Source organism: Pigmentiphaga sp. H8, from assembly GCF_003854895.1.
Taxonomy (GTDB): Bacteria; Pseudomonadota; Gammaproteobacteria; order Burkholderiales; family Burkholderiaceae_B; genus Pigmentiphaga.
Genome location: NZ_CP033966.1, coordinates 272,350 through 292,143, shown reverse-complemented (window position 1 = coordinate 292,143; position 19,794 = coordinate 272,350). Strand labels below are relative to the sequence as shown.

Sequence of the window (19,794 nt, the reverse complement as noted above, 5' to 3'; positions counted from 1 at the left end):
GAATTTCACAGCTACCCGAATCTACTTTTTCAGTTTTTTTGTTGCTTGATCAACATTTTTTTCTTGAAAACATCCAATAAATCGATGATTTCGGCATACTGAAGAGGAATGCCTCACCATGACGCCCCAGGACATTTCGCTCAGTGCGGTTTCCGTTCATGAACTGGAGCGCCGCTGGACGCTCGTCCGCGAAAAGATGGACGAACTCGGGCTCGATGCCCTGCTCGTCCAGAACAGCAACGACTGGTTGGGGGGATACGTCCGCTGGTTCACTGGATCCCCCGCTACCAACGCCTATCCACGGACGCTGGCCTTTCCCCGCCGGGGAAGCATGGCCCTGATCGAACAAGGCCCGTTCGACGGCGACGTTCGCGCCGAGACGGGTGGCGCGCTTGCGTATGGCGTAGGCCGTATCCTGCAGACGCCGAGCTATGCCAGTGTCCACTACACCCGTCACTACGATGCCGAACTGGCCGTTCGGGCACTGGCCGATATGGATTGCCGCCGGGTCGGCATCGTCGCGCCGGCAGCGATGTATCTGGGCTTCGGCACCCATGTCGCCCAATTGCTGCATGGAGTGGAAACCGTCGACGCGACGGATCTCGTCGATTGCATCAAGGCAATCAAAAGCGACGAAGAAATCGGCATGATCAAGGCCACCGCCGTGCTGCAGGACTGCATCGTCGAGGCGCTCCGCGACCACCTGCGCCCCGGTCTCCATGATTTCGAAGCCACTGCCTACGCGCAATACATAGGGCATCTCGGACGCAGCGAGCAGGGAGTCTTCCTCGGTTCGTCGGCACCGCCTGGCCGCGCCGCCGTGTTCCGGCCCCGTCACCAACAGGGGCGGGCAATGAAGGCAGGCGACGTTCTTACCCTGCTGATCGAGAACAACGGCCCAGGCGGCATGTACACGGAACTGGCTCGCACCTTCGTGCTCGGCAAGGCCCCGGCAAGCCTTCGCCGGCTGAATGAAGAAATGTCCGCAGCCCAGCGCCACACGTTGGAACTATTGCGGCCGGGAGCCGACCCGCGCGATATTTTCGCCGCGCACAACGATTACATGCGTCGCCATGGCCATGGGCAGGAACGGCGGCTGCACTGCCACGGGCAGGGCTACGACATGGTCGAACGCCCCTTGATTCGCCACGACGAAACGATGGCCATCGATTGCAGGATGAACATTGCCATTCACCCTTCCAGCCGCAATGCAGCCGGCTTTTCGACGGTTTGCGACAACTTCCTGATCGCCGCCGACGGATCAGTCGAGCGGCTGCACCGCACGCCAAGCGGCATCATCGAAATCCTCTAGCGCCCATTCCAGGAGTCGCCATGCCCCTCGTCTCCCGCCTCATCGCGTCCGCGCTCTGCGCGAGCCTCGTTCTGCCAGTCGCCGCCCACGCGCAAAGCTATCCTTCTCGTCCCATCAAGCTGGTCGTTCCGTTCCCGCCGGGCGGCGCGACCGACATGCTTGGTCGGATCATGGCCGACAAGCTGGCCGAACGGCTGGGCCAACCGGTGATCGTCGAAAACAAGCCAGGGGCGGGCGGCACCATCGGCTCCCTGCAAGTAGCGCGCGCGCAGGCCGATGGCCATACGCTGGTGCTCGGCGTAACCGGCACGCACGCGATCAGCCATTCGCTCTACAGCAAGCCCGCCTACGATCCCGTACGTGACTTCGCTGCAATATCGCGGCTGGTGACTGGTTCCCAGGTGCTGGTCGTAAACCCGGCCGTTCCTGCGACATCCCTCGCCACCTTCATCGGTCACCTGCGCGCACATCCCGGCAAGCTCACTTACGGATCATCCGGAAACGGAACCGCACTGCACCTGACCGGCGAACTCTTCGCCATGCACACGGGTACCGACATGCTACATGTCGCCTACAAGGGCACGGCGGAATTGGTTACCGCCTTGCTGAGCGGGCAGATCGACGCGGTCTTCGCCTCTCCCTCGAACGTCGTGTCCTACCTGGATACCGGCAGGCTCCGCTTCCTCGCCACCACCGGCAGCGGCCGCGACCCCAAACTGGCCAGCGTGCCGACCATGCGCGAAGCCGGCCTGCCGGATTTCGAGGTTCTTTCGTGGCAAGGACTGTTCGCTCCGGCGGGAACGCCACCGGCCATCGTCGATCGCTTGCATGCAGCCACGGTCGCCATTCTCTCCTTACCCGACGTGCGCGACGCGCTCACGGCGCACGGTTTCGTCGCCAGTCCCATGACACCCCAAGCGTTCCAGGCGTTCGTCTCGAGCGAAAAAGATCGGTGGCGAGCGGTGGTCCAACGCGCGGGCGTGCGAGTGGACTGAACGCACAGCTGCCAGCACGGCGGACAGAACGCGTAGAATTCGGCCAGTCATCCGTTTTTCCAGGAGCCGGCCTTGCTGCGCATCGTTTCCATCAACCTCAACGGTATCCGTTCGGCCTCCCGCAAAGGCTTCTTCCCCTGGCTGGGCGCCACCGGCGCCGACGTCGTCTGCCTGCAGGAACTGAAGGCCCAGGACGCCGACCTGACCGACGACATGCGCCATCCGCCGGGCTACGAAGGCCATTTCTTCCCGGCGCAGAAAAAGGGCTACAGCGGCGTGGGCGCCTATGTAAAACGCGCCTGCGAATCGGTCGTCATCGGCTTCGACAAGGAAGAGTTCGACGCCGAGGGCCGCATCCTGCGCATCGACTGGCCCGGCCTTTCCGTGGTCAGCGCCTACCTGCCCTCGGGCAGCAGCGGCGACGAACGCCAGCAGGCCAAGTACCGCTTCCTGGATCGCTTCGCGCCCTGGCTCACGGGCCTGATGGCCGAACACCGCGACACCGGGCGCGAGTTCGTCATCTGCGGCGACTGGAACATCGCGCACCAGGAAATCGACCTGAAGAACTGGAAGAGCAACCAGAAGAACAGCGGCTTCCTGCCCGAGGAACGGGCCTGGCTGACCAAGGTGTTCGACGAGATCGGCTGGGTGGACGTGTACCGCCGGCTGCATCCGGAGACCACCGGCGAGGCCTATACCTGGTGGAGCAACCGGGGCCAGGCCTGGGCCAAGAACGTCGGGTGGCGCATCGACTACCAGATCGCCACGCCGGGCATCGCCGGCACGGCGAAGGCGGCGGCCATCTACAAGGAAGAGCGGTTTTCCGATCACGCGCCGCTGACGGTCGACTACGACTGGAAGCTGGCCTGACCCCGCCGCGCTGCGCGCCGCCATGGACATCCGCCACCTGCGCTATTTCATGGCCATGGTCGAGGGCGGCAGCCTGTCCGAGGCCTCGCGCCGGCTGCACGTGGCCCAGCCCGCGCTAAGCCAGCGGCTGGCGGACCTGGAACAGGAATTGGAGGTGCAGTTGTTCGTGCGCGGCCCCAGCGGCATCGCGGTCACCGAAGCCGGCACGGAACTGTACGCGCGAGCCGCGGCCATCGTGAAGCAGCTGGAATCGGCCCGTGCGGCGGTGCGCGAGAAAGCGGGGCATGCCCAGGGCTGCGTGTCCATCGGCATCCTGAAATCCGTGGCACCCATAGTCGCCACGCCGCTGTACCTGGCCATCAAGCAGGAACTGCCGGCGGTCACGCCGGAAATCGTGGTCGGGTATTCCGACGAGCTGCGCCAGCGGCTGCGCGCCTCGCAATTGGACATCGCCATGCAGGTCCATGCCGCGCATGAAAAGTGCGCTCCCGCGACCCTGCTCTACCGAGAGCGCCTGTGCCTGGTCGGGCCCCGGCCGCTGGTCGATCTTCACCCTGCTCCGATCCGGCTGGAACAGCTGTCCGGCATCCCGCTGATCCTGTCGTCGATGCAGCCCAGCCATCGCATGCTGCGCGAGGAAGCGGCCAGGCGTGGCGTGGCGCTGGACATCGTGGGCGGCATCGAGGACTCGAAAGCGCTGCTGGACGTCTGCGCCACTGGCACGGCCGCCACCCTGCTGGCCGAATCGGTGGCCGCGCGCCGCGCGGGAAATGCCGGACTCGCCTATGCGCCGCTGGACGAACCGCGCCTGACGCGCCAGGTGGTCGTGGCGCTGAACGACAGCGTCATGAAGACGGGCGCGATCATCGCGGCCGAGGCCATCCTCGCGCGGCTGCTGCGGGAGCGCCTGGAAGCGACGCTGCCCTGAGGCGCGGACCGCGTCAATCGGCCGAGATGTGCGCCGCTTCGATCACGCCCCGCCAGCGAGCCGCTTCCGCGGCGATGAACGCGCCGAATCGCGCCGGCGTGCCGCCCGCCGCCTCCGCGCCCACCGACTGCAGCCGCTCCCGTACCTCGGGCCGCGCCAGCGCCTGGTTGAAAGCGGCATTCAACTGATCGACGATGGCGGACGGCGTACCCGCGGGCGCCACCAGGCCGACCCACCCGCGTATGTCCACGTCGGGCAGGCCCGCTTCGGCCAGCGTGGGCACGTCGGGCAGGGCCTTGAGCCGGACCGGCGAGGCGACCGCCAGGGCCTTGATGCGGCCCGTGGCCAGCCCCGTCAATGCCGCGGCGGACCCGGCCAGCGCCGCGTCGATCTGGCCGCCCGCCACGTCGGTCAACGCCATGGATATGCTCTTGTACGGCACGTGCCGGAGTTGCAGGCCGAACGAGCGCCCCACCAGCTCCACGCCCAGGTGCGCGGGCGAGCCGGGGCCGGGCGTGCCATAGGTGAGGTCTCCCGGGTGAGCCTTGGCATACGCCACGAACTCCTTCATCGTGCGCACCGGCAGGTCGCGCCGCACGACGAAGACGGGACTTTCCGTGGTCATCTGCACGATGGGGGCGATATCGCGGCCGAGGTCGAACGGCGCCTGCTTGCGCAGCGCCGGTATCGCGCTCAGCTGCATCGTGACCATGCCTATGGTGTAGCCGTCGGGAGCGGACTTGATCAGTGCGCCCAGGCCCAGGGTGCCCTGCGCGCCGGCGCGATTCTCGACCACCATCGGCTGCCCGAGCTTGTCGGCCGCGGCATCGGCCAGGCTGCGCGCGGCCGTGTCCGCGGGAGTACCCGGCGCACCGGGCACGATCAGGCGTATCGGCTTGGCCGGCCAGGTCTCGGCCTGCGCGCCGGCCGCGCAGGCGGCCAGCGCCAGCGCGATGGCCCGCGCCGCCAGGGTTATCGGTCTGCTTCGCATCGTCTCTTCCATGTTTGTCGTGAATAGCCCGCGGCTCACGCCACGGCGGTCGGCGCGGGATGGGTGTCCATGAGGTCCATCATTTCCCGCGCCAGTCTTTCCATCAATCCGGCCTTCAACGCCGCCGCGGCGGGATCGTGCCAGAGGTTGCGGGTCTCGTGCGGATCCTCGGCACGGTCGTACAGTTCCCCCCACTCGACGCCGCGATAGACGCTGAGCCGGTGTCCCGCCGTCAGCAGCGTGCGCATGCGCACCGGCGCATCGAAGCCGAAGTACGTCCGCTGGCCGTCCTCTTCGATCACCACGGCCTCGCGGCCGGCCGCATCGCTCCCTTGCGTGCCGGCCAGGAACGACCGGCCCTGGATGCCGTTGTAGGCCGGCACGCCGGCACGCTCCAGTATCGTGGGCGCGATGTCGATGGTGGACAGCAGCCCGCCGTGCACCCCGCCCGCCTGCCCGGCGGGATCGCGCCACACCAGCGGCGTGCGGATCAGGCTGCGGTAATGCAAGGAGCCCTTGAACAGCAACTGGTGGTCCCCCGCGAACTCGCCGTGGTCGCTGGTGAACACCACCACGGTGTCGTCCTCCAGTCCCAGCGCGCGCAACTGCGCCATCACCCGGCCGATCTGGGCATCGATGAAGCTGAGCGATCCCTGGCCCAGCGCGATGGCTTCCCGGGCCTCGCGTTCGGTGGCGGCGAAGCACGCCATGGTGTGCTTGACCGCCTGGCCGCGGTCGCGCTGCTCGCGCAGCCAGCGCACGTGGGGCGGCGGATCCTGGGAATGGAAGGACGCGGGCAGCGCGACCTCTTCCGGCTTGTACATGTCCCAGTAGCGCCCCGGCGGCGTGTAGGGGTGGTGCGGATCGGGAAAGGAACAATAGGCGAAGAAAGGCCGCCCGGCCTCCTTGGCCGCCCGCAGACGCTCGATGGTCCGGTCGGCGATCCAGGCCGTGGGGTGGCAGGCTTCGGGTAGCCGGGACCGCCAGGCCTGCCCGACCGAGGCCAGCACGTAGTCGGGCGCGGGGATGGCATGGCCGGGACCCACGCGGTCCGCCAGCCCGGGATGGTTGGCGCGCAGCCACCGGCGGTAGTGCCCTTCGGCCTGGTCGCCGTGCTCGATGGCCAGTTCCACATGGTCGAAACCGTAGAACGGCGTCGCCACGGCGGCCTCGTCGTTCCCGTGCCAGGTGGCCACGCATTCCTGCTGGTAATCGCCGGGAAAGGCGGCCTCGGCATCCCGCGGCCAGCGCGGTGCGCCCGGCGCCGGCAGGGGCGGCTTGGCCGTCATGTTCTGCAGGTGCGACTTCCCGATCAGCGAAGTCATGTAGCCTGCCTCGCGCAGCGCGTCGACGAAGGTGCGCGCGCCCAGCGAAAGCGGGATGCCGTTGTGGCGCACGCCGTGCACCGACGGCATCCGGCCCGTCAGCAGGCTGGCCCGGTTCGGCATGCAGATGGGCGTGGCGACGTTGCAGTCGTCGGCGCGCCAGCCCGCGCGGGCCAGGGCATCGATGTTGGACGTGTCGATGCGGTCATTGCCGTAGCATCCCAGATGGGAGGCGCACAGTTGGTCGACGATGAAGACGAGGAAGTTGGGTTTCATGGTGCCTGCGGCAGCGTAAGCCTGCGGGCACTGTAGAGCGCGGCGGCGGGACGCGGGTACTACCGTCTCGCGAAGGGGATATAAGAAAACGCAATGGCGGCGCGGCCCCTAACAGGCCACGACGTTGATCGCCAGACCGCCCCTGGCGGTCTCCTTGTACTTGTCCTTCATATCGGCGCCTGTGTCCATCATGGTCTTGATGACCTCGTCCAGCGACACCCGATGCCTGCCATCCGTCCTGAGCGCCATGCGCGCGGCGTTCAGCGCCTTGACCGCTCCCATCGCGTTGCGCTCGATGCACGGCACCTGTACCAGGCCGCCTATGGGGTCGCAGGTCAGTCCCAGATTGTGCTCCATGCCGATCTCGGCGGCGTATTCGACCTGCCGGGGCGTACCGCCCATCACCGCCGCCAGGCCTGCCGCCCCCATCGAGCAGGCCACGCCCACTTCGCCCTGGCAGCCGACCTCCGCACCGGATAGGGAGGCGTTCAGCTTGTAGAGCATGCCTATCCCGGCCGCCGTCAGCAGGAAGGCGGCCACGCCGTCCTCGTTCGCGCCGGGCACGAAGCGCACGTAGTAGTGCAGCAGCGCGGGAAGGATGCCGGCCGCGCCGTTCGTCGGCGCGGTCACCATGCGTCCGCCCGCGGCGTTTTCCTCGCAGACCGCCAGGGCGTACAGTCCCAGCCAGTCGAGCGCCGCCACGCCGTCGCTCGCCAGGGGCTCCGATTCGAGCTGGCGGCGCAGCGCCGGGGCGCGGCGCGCCAGACCCAGCGGCCCGGGCAGGTCGCCCTGGGCGCGACATCCCCGTTCCACACAATTCTTCATGACCTCCCACAGGTTCATGAGGCCACGCCTGAGTTCGTCGGCGGACCGCCACGCCTCTTCATTGCGCGCGACCAGGCCGGCCACACTCAGGCCCGAGCTCTCGCACATGGCCAGCAGTTCCGCGCCGCAGCGGAAGGGATGGGCGGGAGCGGCGCGGTCCGTCTCCACGGCCCCGCCCTCGTCGACGACGAAGCCGCCGCCTACCGAATAGCAGGTCCGCTCGGCCAGCGTCGCGCCGGATGCCGCATGAGCGGCGAAACGCATGCCGTTGGGGTGATAGGGCAGCGCCCTGCGGTGAAAGCGCAGGTGGTCGACTTCGTGGAAGGGGATGTCGCGCACGCCGGCCAGCCGCAGCCGGCCGGTCTCGCGGATGCGCGCCAGGGTGCCCGCGATGGCGGCGGTATCCACCGATTCGGGCTCGTTGCCTTCCAGGCCCAGCAGCACGGCCCGGTCGGTGCCATGCCCACGGCCGGTCAGCGCCAGTGAACCGTGCAGGTCCACGGTCACGCCCGCGACGTCGCCGGCAATGCCGGCCAGGCCTCGCGCGAACGCAGCCGCCGCCTTCATCGGACCAACGGTATGCGAACTGGAAGGACCGATTCCGATCTTGTAGAGATCGAACACGCTCAGGAACATGAAGATTCCTCCTTGCTGGGCATCGCGCCGCCGGCCAGCCAGGCCAGGATGCCGGCGCGGTGCTGGTCCAGCGCCGGAGCCGTACCGGACGCGGGCGCCCAGTGTCCGGAAAAACGGACCGGGAAACGCAAGTCTAGCCCACCGTCTGGATGGCGTTGCACCATGCCCCGCGCGCGCACGTGCGCGTCGTCCAGCCATTCGTGCGGCTGGGGAACCGGTGTCCACGGGATGAGCTCCGGATCCAGCAGCGCCGCCCACTGCGCCAGCGTGCGAGAGGCGATCAAGGCCTTGAGGCGCGACGACAGTTCGCGCTTGTTCGCCAGTCGCCCCCGGCGCGTGCGGTACTCCGCCGCGTCCAGGCCCGGGCACAGCGGCGCCAGCACGTCGGACAGCGCCAGCCAGAACTTGTCCTCCAGGATGCCCAGGACCAGATGGCGGCCGTCGGCGGTGCGGAACACGTCATTGTCGGGCATCACGTGGTCCAGCCCCTCCACGTCGGTGCCGGTATGGCGCAGCGCGTCGATGCCCGGCGCGGTCCAGGCCGTCATCGCATCCTGCAGCGACAGGTCCAGGTGTTCGCCGCGCCCGCTTTCCCTTGCGGTCATCATGGCCACGACCAGGGCCAGCGCCGCATACATCGAACCGCAGTAGTCCGACAGCCGCACGCGTGGGCGGGCCACCACGTCGTCGATCTGCGACGGCACCGCCCAATATCCCGCGCCGGCCAGGAAATTCATGTCGTGACCGGGCCGGGCCGCGTAGGGTCCGTCCTGCCCGTAGCCCGAGATCGAACACATGACCAGCGCGGGATTGGCCGCGGACAACCGCGCATAGCCCAGCCCCAGCCGCTCCATCACGCCGGGGCGGAAGTTCTCGACCAGCGCGTGGCTCCTGCTGGCCAGTGCGAGCAGAAGCTCGCGGTCCTCGGCACGTTTCAGGTCGAGCGCGATGGACAGCTTGCCGCGGTTGTACTTGGCGAAGGTTTCCGCCCCCAGGGCTCGTGCCGCGTCGCCGCCGTCCGGACGCTCCACCTTGATCACGGTCGCGCCCAGCTGGCCCAGCGTGAAGGCCGCCTGGGGCCCCGGGTGCAGTTGGCCCAGGTCGAGCACGACGCGGCCGCTCAGGCATGTGGAGGCGAACATCCGTGTTTCCCCGATCACGCCAGTATGGACTTGGCGATGGTGTTGCGCTGGATCTCGCTGGTACCGGTCACGATACGGTACAGGCGCAGGCGGCGGAAGATGAATTCCACCGGATGGTTCTTCGTCACGCCGACGTTGCCGTGGATCTGCATGGCCTTGTCGGCGATCTGGAAGCAGGTCTCGGAAACGAAGAGCTTGCACATGGAGGCCTCGCGCCGTACGTCCCTGCCGCTGTCCGCCAGCGCGGCGGCGGCCTGGACCATGCCTTCGCAAGCGTAGAGGCCGGTGGCCATGTCGGCCAGCATGTGCTGAATGGCCTGGAAGCGGCTGATGGGGCCGCCGAACTGCTGGCGCGTCTTGGCGTAGTCCAGGGCCAGCCGGTAGGCCTGCCGCGCCAGGCCGATCATCGTCGGGCAATGCAGCAGGCGGTTGACGCTGACGCGGTCCATGGCGATGCGGAACCCCTGTCCTTCCTTGCCGATCAGGTTGGCGCGCGGCACGCGCACGCCGTCGAACACGATGTCCGCATCGACGTGCTGGCCGGTCATGGGCAGGCAGTCGTAGGTTAATGACACGCCCGGGCTATCCAGGTCGACGAAAATGGCCGAGATCCCGTCGGCACCCTTGTCCGGATCGGTCACGCACATGGTCACGGCGAAGTCCGCGAAAGTCGAGGCGCTGATGTAGTGCTTGTGGCCCGTGATGACGTAGTCGTCGCCGTCCACGACGGCCCGGGTTCGGATGCTGGCGGCATCCGAACCCGACTGCGGCTCGGTCATCGCGAAGCACGAACCCTTCTCGCCTCGCACCACGGGCAGGATGTAGCGTTCGACCTGCTCGGGCGTGGCGTGGCGCACCAGATTGCCGATGCGCGAGGGCCCGCCCCAGTCTCCCAGCACGTGGGGGAAGAGGATGGCGCCCGAAGCAGCCACATCGTCCTTGAGCCGGCACAGGTCGGATACCGACAGGCCCCGGCCTCCCAGCTCGGGCGGCAGCTGCGGGCCGTACAGCCCCAGTTCGCGCGACCGCCGCCAGACCTTGCGCACGGTCTCCTTGCTGAACTTGTCTTCGTAGGTGAATCCGGACGCCCGCTCGAAGGGCAGCAGTTCCTCCGTCAGGTAGCGCCGCAGCGTGGCGCGCAGTTCGTCGATATCGGTCTTGCCCTGGGAATCATCCACCGTGCTCTCCTGGTTTTGCCAGGATTATTGACAGGCGCAGGGGGGAAGAAGATTATCGACAGGACAATTCCGATAACTCCCGAGAATCGCATGAGACTGGAGGACCTGAACTATTTCCTGGCCGTGGCCGAAACCGGCCACGTGGGCCGGGCCTCGACCAGGCTGGGCCACAGCCAGCCCGCGCTGACCAAGGGTCTGCAACGCCTGGAAAAGGAGCTGGGCATTCAGCTGTTCGAGCGCACCCCCAAGGGCATGGCGCTGACGACGGCGGGCGCGGCCTTCTTCGAACGCGCCCGGCACGTGCGCACGGGGCTGGACGACGCGATCAAGGAAGCCAGCGACCTGCATCTGGGCAAGATCGGCCTGGTGCGCGTGGGCGTGGCGCCGGCCTATGTGCAGATGCTGTGCGCGCCGGCCTGTTCGGCCCTGATCACGCAGCGCCCGGCCGCGCGCATCCACATGACGACGGGCTTGAACGACGCGCTGTTCGGCGCGCTCCGGCAGGGCGAGCTGGATCTGTGCATCAGCGCCATCGCCGCTTCGCCGGAACCGGAGTTCGATCAGCACCCGCTGATGGAGGACGACCTGCTGGTGATGGCGCGCGACCAGCATCCGCTGTTCGACAAGCGCTCGCTGCGCTTCGCCGACCTGGTCGAGTACGGCTGGATACTGCCCACCGACAAGGTCATGGCCCGGCGCGCGATCGACGCGCGCTTTCTGGAGGCGGGCCTGCCCACGCCCGAGGTCGTGATCGAATCGAGTTCCACCGTGGCCACGCTGCTGCCGGTGGTTCGCACCACCGATCTGCTGACCGTCGTGGGCCAGCGCGCGGCGGGCCCCAGCGGCGGCGGGCTGCGGTCCATTCCGCTCGAACAGGCGCGCTGGCGGCGCACCATCGGCATCTGCACCCGCCGCGGCGCCTACCAGTCGCCCCTGGCCAAGCGCTTCATCGAGATCGTCGACCAACACGCCCGCGATCTCACGGGCGCATGAGCGGCGGCATCAATCCGCGCGAATGCCGGTGCGGCGCACGACCTCGGTATAAGCCTTGGCTTCGGCATCGATATAGGCCTTGAACTCCTGCGGCGTCGTGGCTCGGGAACGAAAGCCCATCTCCTGGAGCTGCGCGGCCACGGCGGGGTCCCGCTGGAACGCCAGCACGACCGCGTTCCAGCGGTCCACGACGGCGGCGGGCGTGCGCGCGGGCGCGGCCAGGCCCATCCAGCTCGCGGCATCCAATTCCGGGTATCCGATTTCGGCCAGGGCCGGCACGTCGGGCAACACGCCGGAGCGCGACCCGCTGGTCACCGCCAGCGCCCGGATGCGCCCGGCCTTGATGAATTCCATGGCGGGCGCGATCGCGACGATGCCCAGTTGCACCTGGCCGCCGGCCAGGTCGCTCAGCGCGTTCGCGCCGCCGCGGTACGGGACGTGGACGATGTCCAGCCCGTAGCGGTGCTTGATCATCTCGAAGGTCAGGTGCATGGAGGAGCCGACCCCCGGGCTGCCATAGCTCAACTTGCCAGGCGCGCGCTTGGCATAGGCCACCATCTCCTGCATGGTCTTGAAGGGCGCTGCCGCGTTGGCCAGCACGACGTGGGGCGAGGCGCTGATCAGCGCGATGGGCGCGAAATCCTCCAGCGCGAAGCCGGGATTCGCGTATATCGCCTTGGCCATCGTGTGATTGCCGCCCAGCGTAAGCAGGGTGTAGCCGTCGGCCGCGGCATTGGCCACCTTGGCCGCGCCGATGTTGCCGCCGCCTCCCCCGACGTTCTCCACGACGACGGGCTGGCCCAGCCGTTCGCCCGCGTACTTGGCGAACAGGCGCGCGACGATGTCGAACTGCCCGCCGGCCGAGAACGGCACGACGAGCCTGACCGCATGGTCCGGATAGGCGCCATGGGCGGCCCCGGCGCCCAACAGCAGGACGGCCAGCCATGCACGGAAGCGGGCAAGTATCCGCATGTTCGTCTCCTGGATCTCGTTTCGATGGATGTGCGGCAGTTTGCTACGCGGCAGCGGCCGCCGGATGCCTGAATCGCCGATCTCCATTCCACGCCGTTATCCATTCCGGGATTCCCCAGGGTTATCGCCGCGCGCGCCTGGCTTATCGCGCGGCCCTCGCGGCTCTCTAGTATCCGCTTCGTTCGACAACCTTCGAGGCGCATATGAACATTGGACGTTTTCTTACCCGCAGCGCACGCTACTGGCCGAACCGGCCGGCGGTCATCTTCCGCGACCAGCCCCTGAGCTACCGCGAGCTGGACCAGCGATCCAGCCAATTGGCCCACGCCTTGCTGGCGCTGGGCCTGGCCAAGGGCGAACGCGTGGCCATCCAGTCGTGGAACCAGCCCGAGCTGATCGAAATCGAGAGCGCCCTGTACAAGGCCGGCCTGGTCAAGGTCGCGCTGAACGCCCGGCTGTCCGACGAAGAAGCGCGCGACACCCTCTCGAACGCCGAACCCGCGGTACTGATCGCTGGCCCGGTCCACGCGGAGCGCTTGTCGGCCATCGCCGACGGCATTCCCTCCATCCGGCACCGCATCGTCTTCGGCGCCGAGGCGCCGGGCTACCGCCCCTACGAGGACTTCATTGCCAGCCAGCCCACCCACAGCCCCGACGTGGAACTGGAGCCGGGCGACCTGGCGGTGCTGCATTTCACCTCCGGCTCGACCGGCAAGCTCAAGGCCGCCATGCAGACCACCGGCAACCGCATGGCCTCCATCCGCAAGGTCGTCATGGGACGCATGCGCGCGCAGCCCGGCGACGTGCTGGCGCTGGCCGGCCCCATCACGCATGCCAGCGGCATGTTCATGCAGCCTTTCCTGGCGCAGGGCGGCACGCTGCTGCTGCACGAGCGCTTCTCGCCCGAGGTCTATCTGGATTCGCTGCAGAAGTACCGCGTCACCCATGCCTTCGTCGTGCCCACGATGATCAACATGCTGCTGGCCCACCCTGGCCTGAAGAACTACGACCTGGGCTCGCTCAAGACCATGACCTACGGCTCGGCCCCCATCGCGCCCGCGCGCATACGCGAGGCCTGGCGCGCCTTCGGCCCGGTGCTGTCGCAGGGCTACGGCGCCGGCGAGACCACGGGCGGGCTGGTGACCCTGAGCATCCAGGACCACCGCGACGCCATCGAGAACGGCCGGGATGAATTGCTGTCGTCCTGCGGCCGCGTGTTCGGCGAATCCGACCTGCGGCTGTTCGACGACGAAGGCAGGGAAGTCGCGCCGGGCGAGATCGGCGAGATCGTGGTCCGCGGTCCCGACGTCTTCGCCGGCTACTGGCGCGAGCCCGAGCTGTCGGCCGCCGCGCTCGAGGGCGGCTGGCTGCATACGGGCGACCTCGCGCGCATGGACGAGCTGGGCTACCTGTACATCGTCGACCGCAAGAAGGACATGATCATCTCCGGCGGCTTCAACGTCTATCCGTCGGAGGTCGAGGCCGCGCTGTACCGCCACCCGGCGGTGTACGAGACCTGCGTGATCGGCGTGCCGGACGAGACCTGGGGCGAAGCGGTCAAGGCCGTGGTCGTGCTCAAGGAAGGCGGACAGGCCGACCCCGACACGCTGATCCGGCATTGCGCCGCCCTGCTGGCCGACTTCAAGAAGCCACGCTCGGTGGACTTCGTGGCCGAGCTGCCCAAGAACGGCAACGGCAAGCTGTCGCGCAAGGAGGTGAAGGAACGCTACTGGGCCGGGCAGGCCAGGCGCGTGGCCTGAACGAAAGGCCGGGGACGCATGATGTCGGCCCCGGCCCGGACTACACGGACGAACCGCGCGGACTCAGCCGTTCAACAGATCCGCCAGCTCGGCATGCAGCCGCGCGATGGGCACCTCGAACGGGTGCGGCGACGTGCCCGGCGCCGCGCCGAACTGGGCCACCACCAGTTTGGCCTTGGTCGAGGCGTAGATCCGCTGTCCATAGCGGCCATGGGCGCACAGGCCCTGCCACCGTCCGCCATCGACGTGGAAGTAGTTGCGGTAGGCGCCGCCGGGATTGGCGGCGGCGAAGCGGCTTTCGGCATGAAAGGCGCGGTTGCCGCCATGGTGCAGGTCGTCGATGAAGGACTGGGGCACCACCTGTCTGCCATTCCAGCTTCCCTGATTGCGCAGCAGTTCGCCGAAGCGGGCCATGTCGCGCATCGTCATGGCCAGGCCGCCCGCCGTGAACTCCGCGCCGGTGGGATCCACCGAATAGAAGGCGTCGCGTTCGGGCCCCAGCGGCTGATAGACCAGTTCGGACAACAACTCGGCGATCGGCCTGCCGGTCGCTCGGCGGATCGTCCAGGCCAGGGCCTCGGGCGGTCCGTTGTCGTAATAGAGCTTCTGGCCGTGCTCGCCCGAGGCGGGCTTCTGCAGCACGAAATCGTAGAAGTTGTCGGGAGCGGCCGGGCGCCGGGGCAGCAGGCCCAGGATCTCGTACACGCCGCCGTCCTGCGGCCCGAGGTTGCCCGGGCGGCCGTCCAGGCTTGGCCGCACGATGCCGGCCTGCATGTCCAGCAACTGCTGCAGGGTGGCTCCGCCCATGGCCGCGCCGCGCATCTCGGGCACGTAGTATGACGCCTGACGGCTGAAATCCAGTACACCCTGATGCGCCAGCACGCCGGCCACGACGCCCAGGAAGGACTTGCTGACGGACGCGGTGCCGTGCCGCATCTGCGGCCGCATGCCGTGGAAGTAGCGCTCGAATACGATGGCGCCGTCGTGCATCACGAGCAGGCCGTCGACCTCGAGTGAGCGCAGGTGGTCCAGCAGCGGCGCCGGCTTGCCGTCCAGGCCGGTGACTTTCACGTCCTCGGGCAGCGCCGGGCCGACGGACAGCGCGGATACCGGGCCCGCGCCCCGCCACACATCCACCGTTGGCACGGACAGGGAACGGTTCATCAGGCTCCAGCGCAGATAGGGCAGCTTGAACCAGTTCTCGGGCGTCACGCGCGAGCCGGCAGGTGGCGGATAGCCCGTCATCACCTCGACAGGCGGATGGCCGCGGTAGGCGGCGGCTTGGCTTTGCAGGTCTTCCATGGCGTTCACAGGTTCGTCCGATTCAGTTTCCGTATACACCCGACCGCGCGACCAGGGCACCCCATTCCTTCGTCTCGGTCTTGAACTGCTGTTCGAGTTCGGAGATCGACAGCGGCTTCCAGACCGACCAGAGCTCTTCGCGCTTGCGTTCCCACTGAGCCGAGCCATTGGTCTTGTTGATGGCGTCCGCCAGCGCCTGAACGATGGGGGCGGGTGTTCCCTTGCGCACCACGTAGACCGTCCAGCCCGTGCGCTCGAAGCCTTTGTGCCCCAGTTCCTTGAACGTGGGCACGTCCGGCAGGTATTTGGACCGCTCGGTGCCCGTCGTCGCCAGGATCTTCAGGTCGCCCTTCTCGGTCAGGGCGCGTAGCCCCAGGATGTCGAGCATCATGAAGTCGTTCTGGCCTCGGGCCACATCCAGCAGCGCCAGGCTCGTGCTCTTGTAGGGAATGTTGGCGGCCTTCAGGCCGAACTGCTCATTCACCTGAAAGCCGTAAAGGCTGGACACAGTCCCGTTGGAAGACGAGCCGTAGTTCAGCCCCGGCTGCTTGCGCGCCCACTCCAGCCACTCCTTCAGGCTGCCGGCAGGATTCGAGACAGGCACGGCCAGGCCGACCGGCGCGATGCCGCCGACGGCCACCGGCGCGAAATCGTTGAGGGGATTGAACGGCAGCTTGCGGAAATAGCTGGGGATGATGGTCATGCCCGCGTTGGCCACGAACAGGGTGTAGCCGTCGGCCGGCGAACCCAGCAGGGACTGGGCCGCGATCTGCCCGCCCGCCCCCGGCTTGTTGTCCACGAACATGGTGGGATTGCCCAGTTCGGGTGCCAGCGACGCCAGGAACTCGCGGGTGCGCAGATCCACCCCGTCGCCAGGCGCCGAGGAGACGACGACCCGGATCGTCCGATCCGGCCAGGCCGCGCGCGCGGGCGCCGCGGCCGTCGCCAGGGCCGCAGCCCCCGCCAGACGCATGAAGCCGCGCCTATCGCTGCTTAACCATTCCATACTCTTCTCCGATGAAGGCCATTCAGCGCGCAGCGGCCTGGAAGCCGCCATGGAGCGCCTGGAAAGCATGGCCATGGCCCGCAGCATACTGCGCCGGGATCAAATGCCTGGCCACTCCTCTCCCCTCTTGTGATGAGAGGGGAACCTTAATGAGGACGCGTGGAGACCTGGATAACGGAATGGTCGGGATCGATAACGAACGGGAATTGCCCCGTCAGTCTATGGTCGCCCCGGACAGCTTGACGGCCTCGGCCCACATCGCGCGCTCCTGCTTGACCCGGGCGGCGAAGGCCTGGGGGCCCAGGAACTCGGGCTCGACGCCCAGCTGCCGCAGCTTGCCGGCCACCTCGGGCCGTGCCAGGGCCTTCTCGACCTCCGCCGCCAGACGTTCGGCGATGCCCGTCGGCACGCCGGCGGGCAGGTAGAAGCCCAGGTAGGACGACGGCAGGGCAACGTTCACGCCCGCTTCCGCGAAGGTGGGCACGTCGGGCAGGACCGCCAGCCGTTTCGATGCCGTCACCGCCACGGGGACGACGCGCTCGCCCTGCACGAAAGGCAGCGTGGGGCCCGCGGCGTCTATCCCCAGCTTCAACTGGTCGCCGGCGACAGCGGATATCGCGGCCGGGCTGCCCTTGAACGGCACGTGCTGCACGGCCAGGTTCTCGCGCGCGCGCAGCAGCTCCATGGTCAAGTGGACGGTCGTGCCGCTGCCGGGCGACGCGTAGGCGTACTTGCCGGGATGGCGCTTGAGTTCCTCCAGCACGCCGGCCAGCGTCCTGGCCGGGAAGGAAGGATGGACGTAGATCAGGTTGGCGGCATTGCCGAACTGGGCCAGCGGCGTCAGGTCCTTGTCAACGCTGTAATCGAGCTTCGTGTACATGACGGGGCTGACGGCGGTGTTCACCGCGGCGCCCAGCAGCAGGGTGTAGCCGTCGGCCGGCGCGCGGGCGACCTGCTGCGTGCCGATGTTGCCCGATGCGCCGGGCTTGTTCTCGACCACGATGGGCTGGCCCAGCGAAGCAGCCACGCCTTCCAGGACGAGCCGCGCCGCCACGTCGATGGCGCCGCCCGCGGGGAAGGGAACGACGGCCTTCACGGGCCGCGCGGGATAAGGCTGAGCCGCCGCCGGCTGGAGGGCCGACAGCAGGACGATCGCGCTCAGACAGGACAATCGGGACATCATGGCATTCTCCCTGGTGAATCAAGACATCCTGTGCAGCGGCGCGCTCAGGGCACCGGGCGCAGGACCCACAAGGCCGGCTCGCCGGCGTCGCAATGAAAGGAACCGCCGGCTTGCGCTGGCACCGTGGCCTGCGCGCCGGTGCCGAGGTCCAGGCGGTATCCCTGGCAGCCGTCCGCCAGATCCGGTATCGCCTCCCGCCAGGCCCGGCCAGGCTCGGCCGCCAAGGGCAGCAGCAGCACCGCGTCGCCCGCGCGGGCAACGCCCAGCACGCCGTCGGCGCTCTCGTGCCAATCCAGCGTCCGCACCGGTGGCAACTCCGACAAGGCGCCGTTCAGGTTGCGCAGCGCCCGGCCGGCCAGGCGCGGGTTGCCCCGGCGGTCGATCAGCCCGGTACGCGGGAAGTAGCCGCGATCCACGTCGCCCAGGGTGTCGAGAAAGATGCGATGGCCGCGATGGAAGTGGCTGCACAGCGCCGTCTCCAGCACGCGGCAGGTATTGCGCCATTCGTCGTACTGCGCTTGCGCGGGGCTGTCGTCGGCCAGCCGCACGTGCACCTGGGCGCGCAGGCCCCTGCCCTCGGCCGCGGCCGCCGCCCGCGCGATGCCCTCGCGCGCGCAGATGTCGCGGGCGATGCGAAAGACCAGGCCGTCCACCTGCGCGGTGGCGGGCAATTCGTCGTCGACCGTGAAGCCATGGTCCACCAGCAGCTTGATCTGCTTGCCGTCGCGCGACTCGCCCGAGGCGTTCCAGAAGCGCGACAGGACGAGCGGTACGCCCGCGCGCTCCCCTGCCGCCGCCAGCCGCGCTTCCAGGTCGGGCGCGGGCGGCCACCTCAGGATCAGCTCCAGACCGTCCAGCAGGTGGCGATGCTGGCGCACGATCTCGAGCGCGGCCTCGTCGGGCCAGCCGAAGTGGAACACCGCGAAGCGGCAGCCCTGCTCGGCCACGGCTTCCATCCGCGCGCGCGAGGCCGCATCGAGCAGGTCGTCCAGGGGCACCCGCAGCCGGCGCACGCCCATCTCCCACAGCGCCAGGATGGGGTAGTCGTTGCGCGCCCGCTTGCGCCGGAACTCGTCCAGCATGCTGCTGTAGGGAATGTCGTACAGCACGGTCCAGCCATGGCGCAGCTCCACGCCGGGCGCCGGCAGCTCGCCGGCCGAGGGAGGCAGGCGCGGCCAGTCGCGCTGCGCGGCCGCCAGCCCCTGCCCGCCGCCGAAGCTGCGGAGGAACCGTGCCACGAACGTTTCCTCGTGGACGTCGACCACCATGACGCCCAGCTTGGCGACGTCGTTGCGGCCGTTCTCGTGTTCGGGCGGCTGGCCCACGTGCAGCGTTTCCGAATAGTCGGCGCGCACGAAGGCGGTGGACGGCATCAGGTAGAAATTCGTGTCGCCGTGGCGGTTCAGGAAGAAGTTGTGCACGTGGCCGGTGAAGGCCGCCGCCACCTGGTACCGCGCGACGAGGTCCAGCAGCCAGCTGCGTCCGGGTTCGTCGATGTTGTCGTAGTGCCCATGTTCGTCCCGGGTGGCGACGAAGGGCGGATAGTGCATGAACAGGAAGATGCGCTGTCCGGCGTGCGCCGCCAGGTCCGCCTCCAGCCAGGCCGCCTGCTCGCGCTCCTGCGGCAGTCCCGAGTTGATCAGCGAGGTGTTGATGACGGCGAAGTGGCAGCCCTGGCGGTCGAAGCCGTAGAAATGTTCCCCGAAGTGCCGGCTGTACAGCTCCACGTACTCGGGGCGGATGGCGCCCGCCGGGACGTAGTCGGCCTGCTTGTCGCCCACGTCGTGGTTGCCGGGCACGAGGTGGACCGGGCAGGCCAGTTCCGCCATGGTGTCGCGGAATTGCCGGACCGCCTGCGGATAGGAGACGGCTTCGGGCACGGGATGGATCATGTCCCCCACGTGCACGACGAAATCCGGCGCCAGCGTGTTCAGCATCGCCACGGTATGCCGCAGCCGCTCGTTGGTCAGCCGGTGCGACTCGAACGGCGAGATGTTGTCCTGCTCCGAAGGATTGACGTGGCTGTCGGCGATGACGGCGAAGCGAAAGAGAGAAGAAGCCATGTTGCGGGTCGGCCATGAAAGCGAAGGGCCAGTATCC

The 19,794-nt window shown here is 68.1% G+C and carries 16 protein-coding genes; 6 read left to right on the top strand and 10 right to left on the bottom strand.

What is annotated here, in order from left to right; all coding sequences use genetic code 11:
• The first annotated feature begins 118 nt into the window (after positions 1-118).
• The 4 genes from EGT29_RS01390 (at position 119) to EGT29_RS01375 (ending at position 4,105) form a co-directional block, all read left to right on the top strand.
• Positions 119-1,312: a M24 family metallopeptidase gene (locus tag EGT29_RS01390; RefSeq protein ID WP_124687348.1), complete on the top strand. Its 1,194-nt coding sequence runs from the start codon at positions 119-121 to the stop codon at positions 1,310-1,312.
• Positions 1,313-1,332: 20 nt separating this feature from the next.
• Complete coding sequence (locus tag EGT29_RS01385) at positions 1,333-2,307, top strand: tripartite tricarboxylate transporter substrate binding protein (protein ID WP_124687347.1); 975 nt, start codon at positions 1,333-1,335, stop codon at positions 2,305-2,307.
• A gap of 72 nt (positions 2,308-2,379) precedes the next feature.
• On the top strand, positions 2,380-3,177 hold the full coding sequence (locus EGT29_RS01380) for an exodeoxyribonuclease III (protein ID WP_124687346.1): 798 nt from the start codon (positions 2,380-2,382) through the stop codon (positions 3,175-3,177).
• A gap of 22 nt (positions 3,178-3,199) precedes the next feature.
• On the top strand, positions 3,200-4,105 hold the full coding sequence (locus tag EGT29_RS01375) for a LysR family transcriptional regulator (protein ID WP_124687345.1): 906 nt from the start codon (positions 3,200-3,202) through the stop codon (positions 4,103-4,105).
• A gap of 13 nt (positions 4,106-4,118) precedes the next feature.
• Here EGT29_RS01375 and EGT29_RS01370 read toward each other — a convergent pair whose 3' ends face one another.
• The 5 genes from EGT29_RS01370 to EGT29_RS01350 all read right to left on the bottom strand — a co-directional run bounded on the left by EGT29_RS01370 (position 4,119) and on the right by EGT29_RS01350 (position 10,478).
• A complete protein-coding gene (locus tag EGT29_RS01370; RefSeq protein WP_161567652.1) occupies positions 4,119-5,096 on the bottom strand; it encodes a tripartite tricarboxylate transporter substrate binding protein in 978 nt (325 codons plus the stop codon).
• A 35-nt stretch (positions 5,097-5,131) separates the two neighbouring features.
• Positions 5,132-6,697 (bottom strand): sulfatase, encoded by a 1,566-nt coding sequence (locus EGT29_RS01365; RefSeq protein WP_124687343.1) that lies wholly within the window; start codon positions 6,695-6,697, stop codon positions 5,132-5,134.
• A 108-nt stretch (positions 6,698-6,805) separates the two neighbouring features.
• Positions 6,806-8,158, bottom strand: coding sequence for an L-serine ammonia-lyase (locus tag EGT29_RS01360; RefSeq protein ID WP_124687342.1), 1,353 nt, complete (start codon positions 8,156-8,158; stop codon positions 6,806-6,808).
• Positions 8,149-9,300, bottom strand: coding sequence for a CaiB/BaiF CoA-transferase family protein (locus EGT29_RS01355; RefSeq protein WP_124687341.1), 1,152 nt, complete (start codon positions 9,298-9,300; stop codon positions 8,149-8,151). The genes EGT29_RS01360 and EGT29_RS01355 overlap by 10 nt, the downstream gene beginning before the upstream one ends.
• 14 nt (positions 9,301-9,314) lie before the next feature.
• On the bottom strand, positions 9,315-10,478 hold the full coding sequence (locus tag EGT29_RS01350) for an acyl-CoA dehydrogenase family protein (protein ID WP_124687340.1): 1,164 nt from the start codon (positions 10,476-10,478) through the stop codon (positions 9,315-9,317).
• Positions 10,479-10,568: 90 nt separating this feature from the next.
• Here EGT29_RS01350 and EGT29_RS01345 point away from each other — a divergent pair, with 90 nt between their 5' ends.
• Positions 10,569-11,471 carry a LysR family transcriptional regulator gene (locus tag EGT29_RS01345; RefSeq protein WP_124687339.1) on the top strand — a complete coding sequence of 301 codons (903 nt, stop codon included), beginning with the start codon at positions 10,569-10,571 and terminating at the stop codon, positions 11,469-11,471.
• A 9-nt stretch (positions 11,472-11,480) separates the two neighbouring features.
• Here the strand turns inward: EGT29_RS01345 and EGT29_RS01340 are convergent, their stop codons facing one another.
• The gene (locus EGT29_RS01340) at positions 11,481-12,443 is read right to left on the bottom strand and encodes a tripartite tricarboxylate transporter substrate binding protein (protein WP_161567651.1); all 963 of its coding nucleotides are present in this window, start codon (positions 12,441-12,443) and stop codon (positions 11,481-11,483) included.
• A gap of 203 nt (positions 12,444-12,646) precedes the next feature.
• Between EGT29_RS01340 and EGT29_RS01335 the strand changes: the two genes are divergently transcribed.
• Positions 12,647-14,203, top strand: a complete 1,557-nt coding sequence (locus EGT29_RS01335) for an AMP-binding protein (protein ID WP_124687337.1) — start codon at positions 12,647-12,649, stop codon at positions 14,201-14,203.
• A gap of 63 nt (positions 14,204-14,266) precedes the next feature.
• Here the strand turns inward: EGT29_RS01335 and EGT29_RS01330 are convergent, their stop codons facing one another.
• The 4 genes from EGT29_RS01330 to EGT29_RS01315 all read right to left on the bottom strand — a co-directional run bounded on the left by EGT29_RS01330 (position 14,267) and on the right by EGT29_RS01315 (position 19,757).
• Positions 14,267-15,505 carry a serine hydrolase gene (locus EGT29_RS01330; protein WP_238160511.1) on the bottom strand — a complete coding sequence of 413 codons (1,239 nt, stop codon included), beginning with the start codon at positions 15,503-15,505 and terminating at the stop codon, positions 14,267-14,269.
• Positions 15,506-15,527: 22 nt separating this feature from the next.
• Complete coding sequence (locus tag EGT29_RS01325; protein WP_124687335.1) at positions 15,528-16,478, bottom strand: tripartite tricarboxylate transporter substrate binding protein; 951 nt, start codon at positions 16,476-16,478, stop codon at positions 15,528-15,530.
• A gap of 247 nt (positions 16,479-16,725) precedes the next feature.
• Entirely contained in the window at positions 16,726-17,694 is a 969-nt protein-coding gene (locus EGT29_RS01320; protein ID WP_124687334.1) for a tripartite tricarboxylate transporter substrate binding protein, read from the bottom strand.
• A 44-nt stretch (positions 17,695-17,738) separates the two neighbouring features.
• The gene (locus EGT29_RS01315) at positions 17,739-19,757 is read right to left on the bottom strand and encodes a metallophosphoesterase (RefSeq protein WP_161567650.1); all 2,019 of its coding nucleotides are present in this window, start codon (positions 19,755-19,757) and stop codon (positions 17,739-17,741) included.
• Between the last annotated feature and the right edge of the window lie 37 nt (positions 19,758-19,794).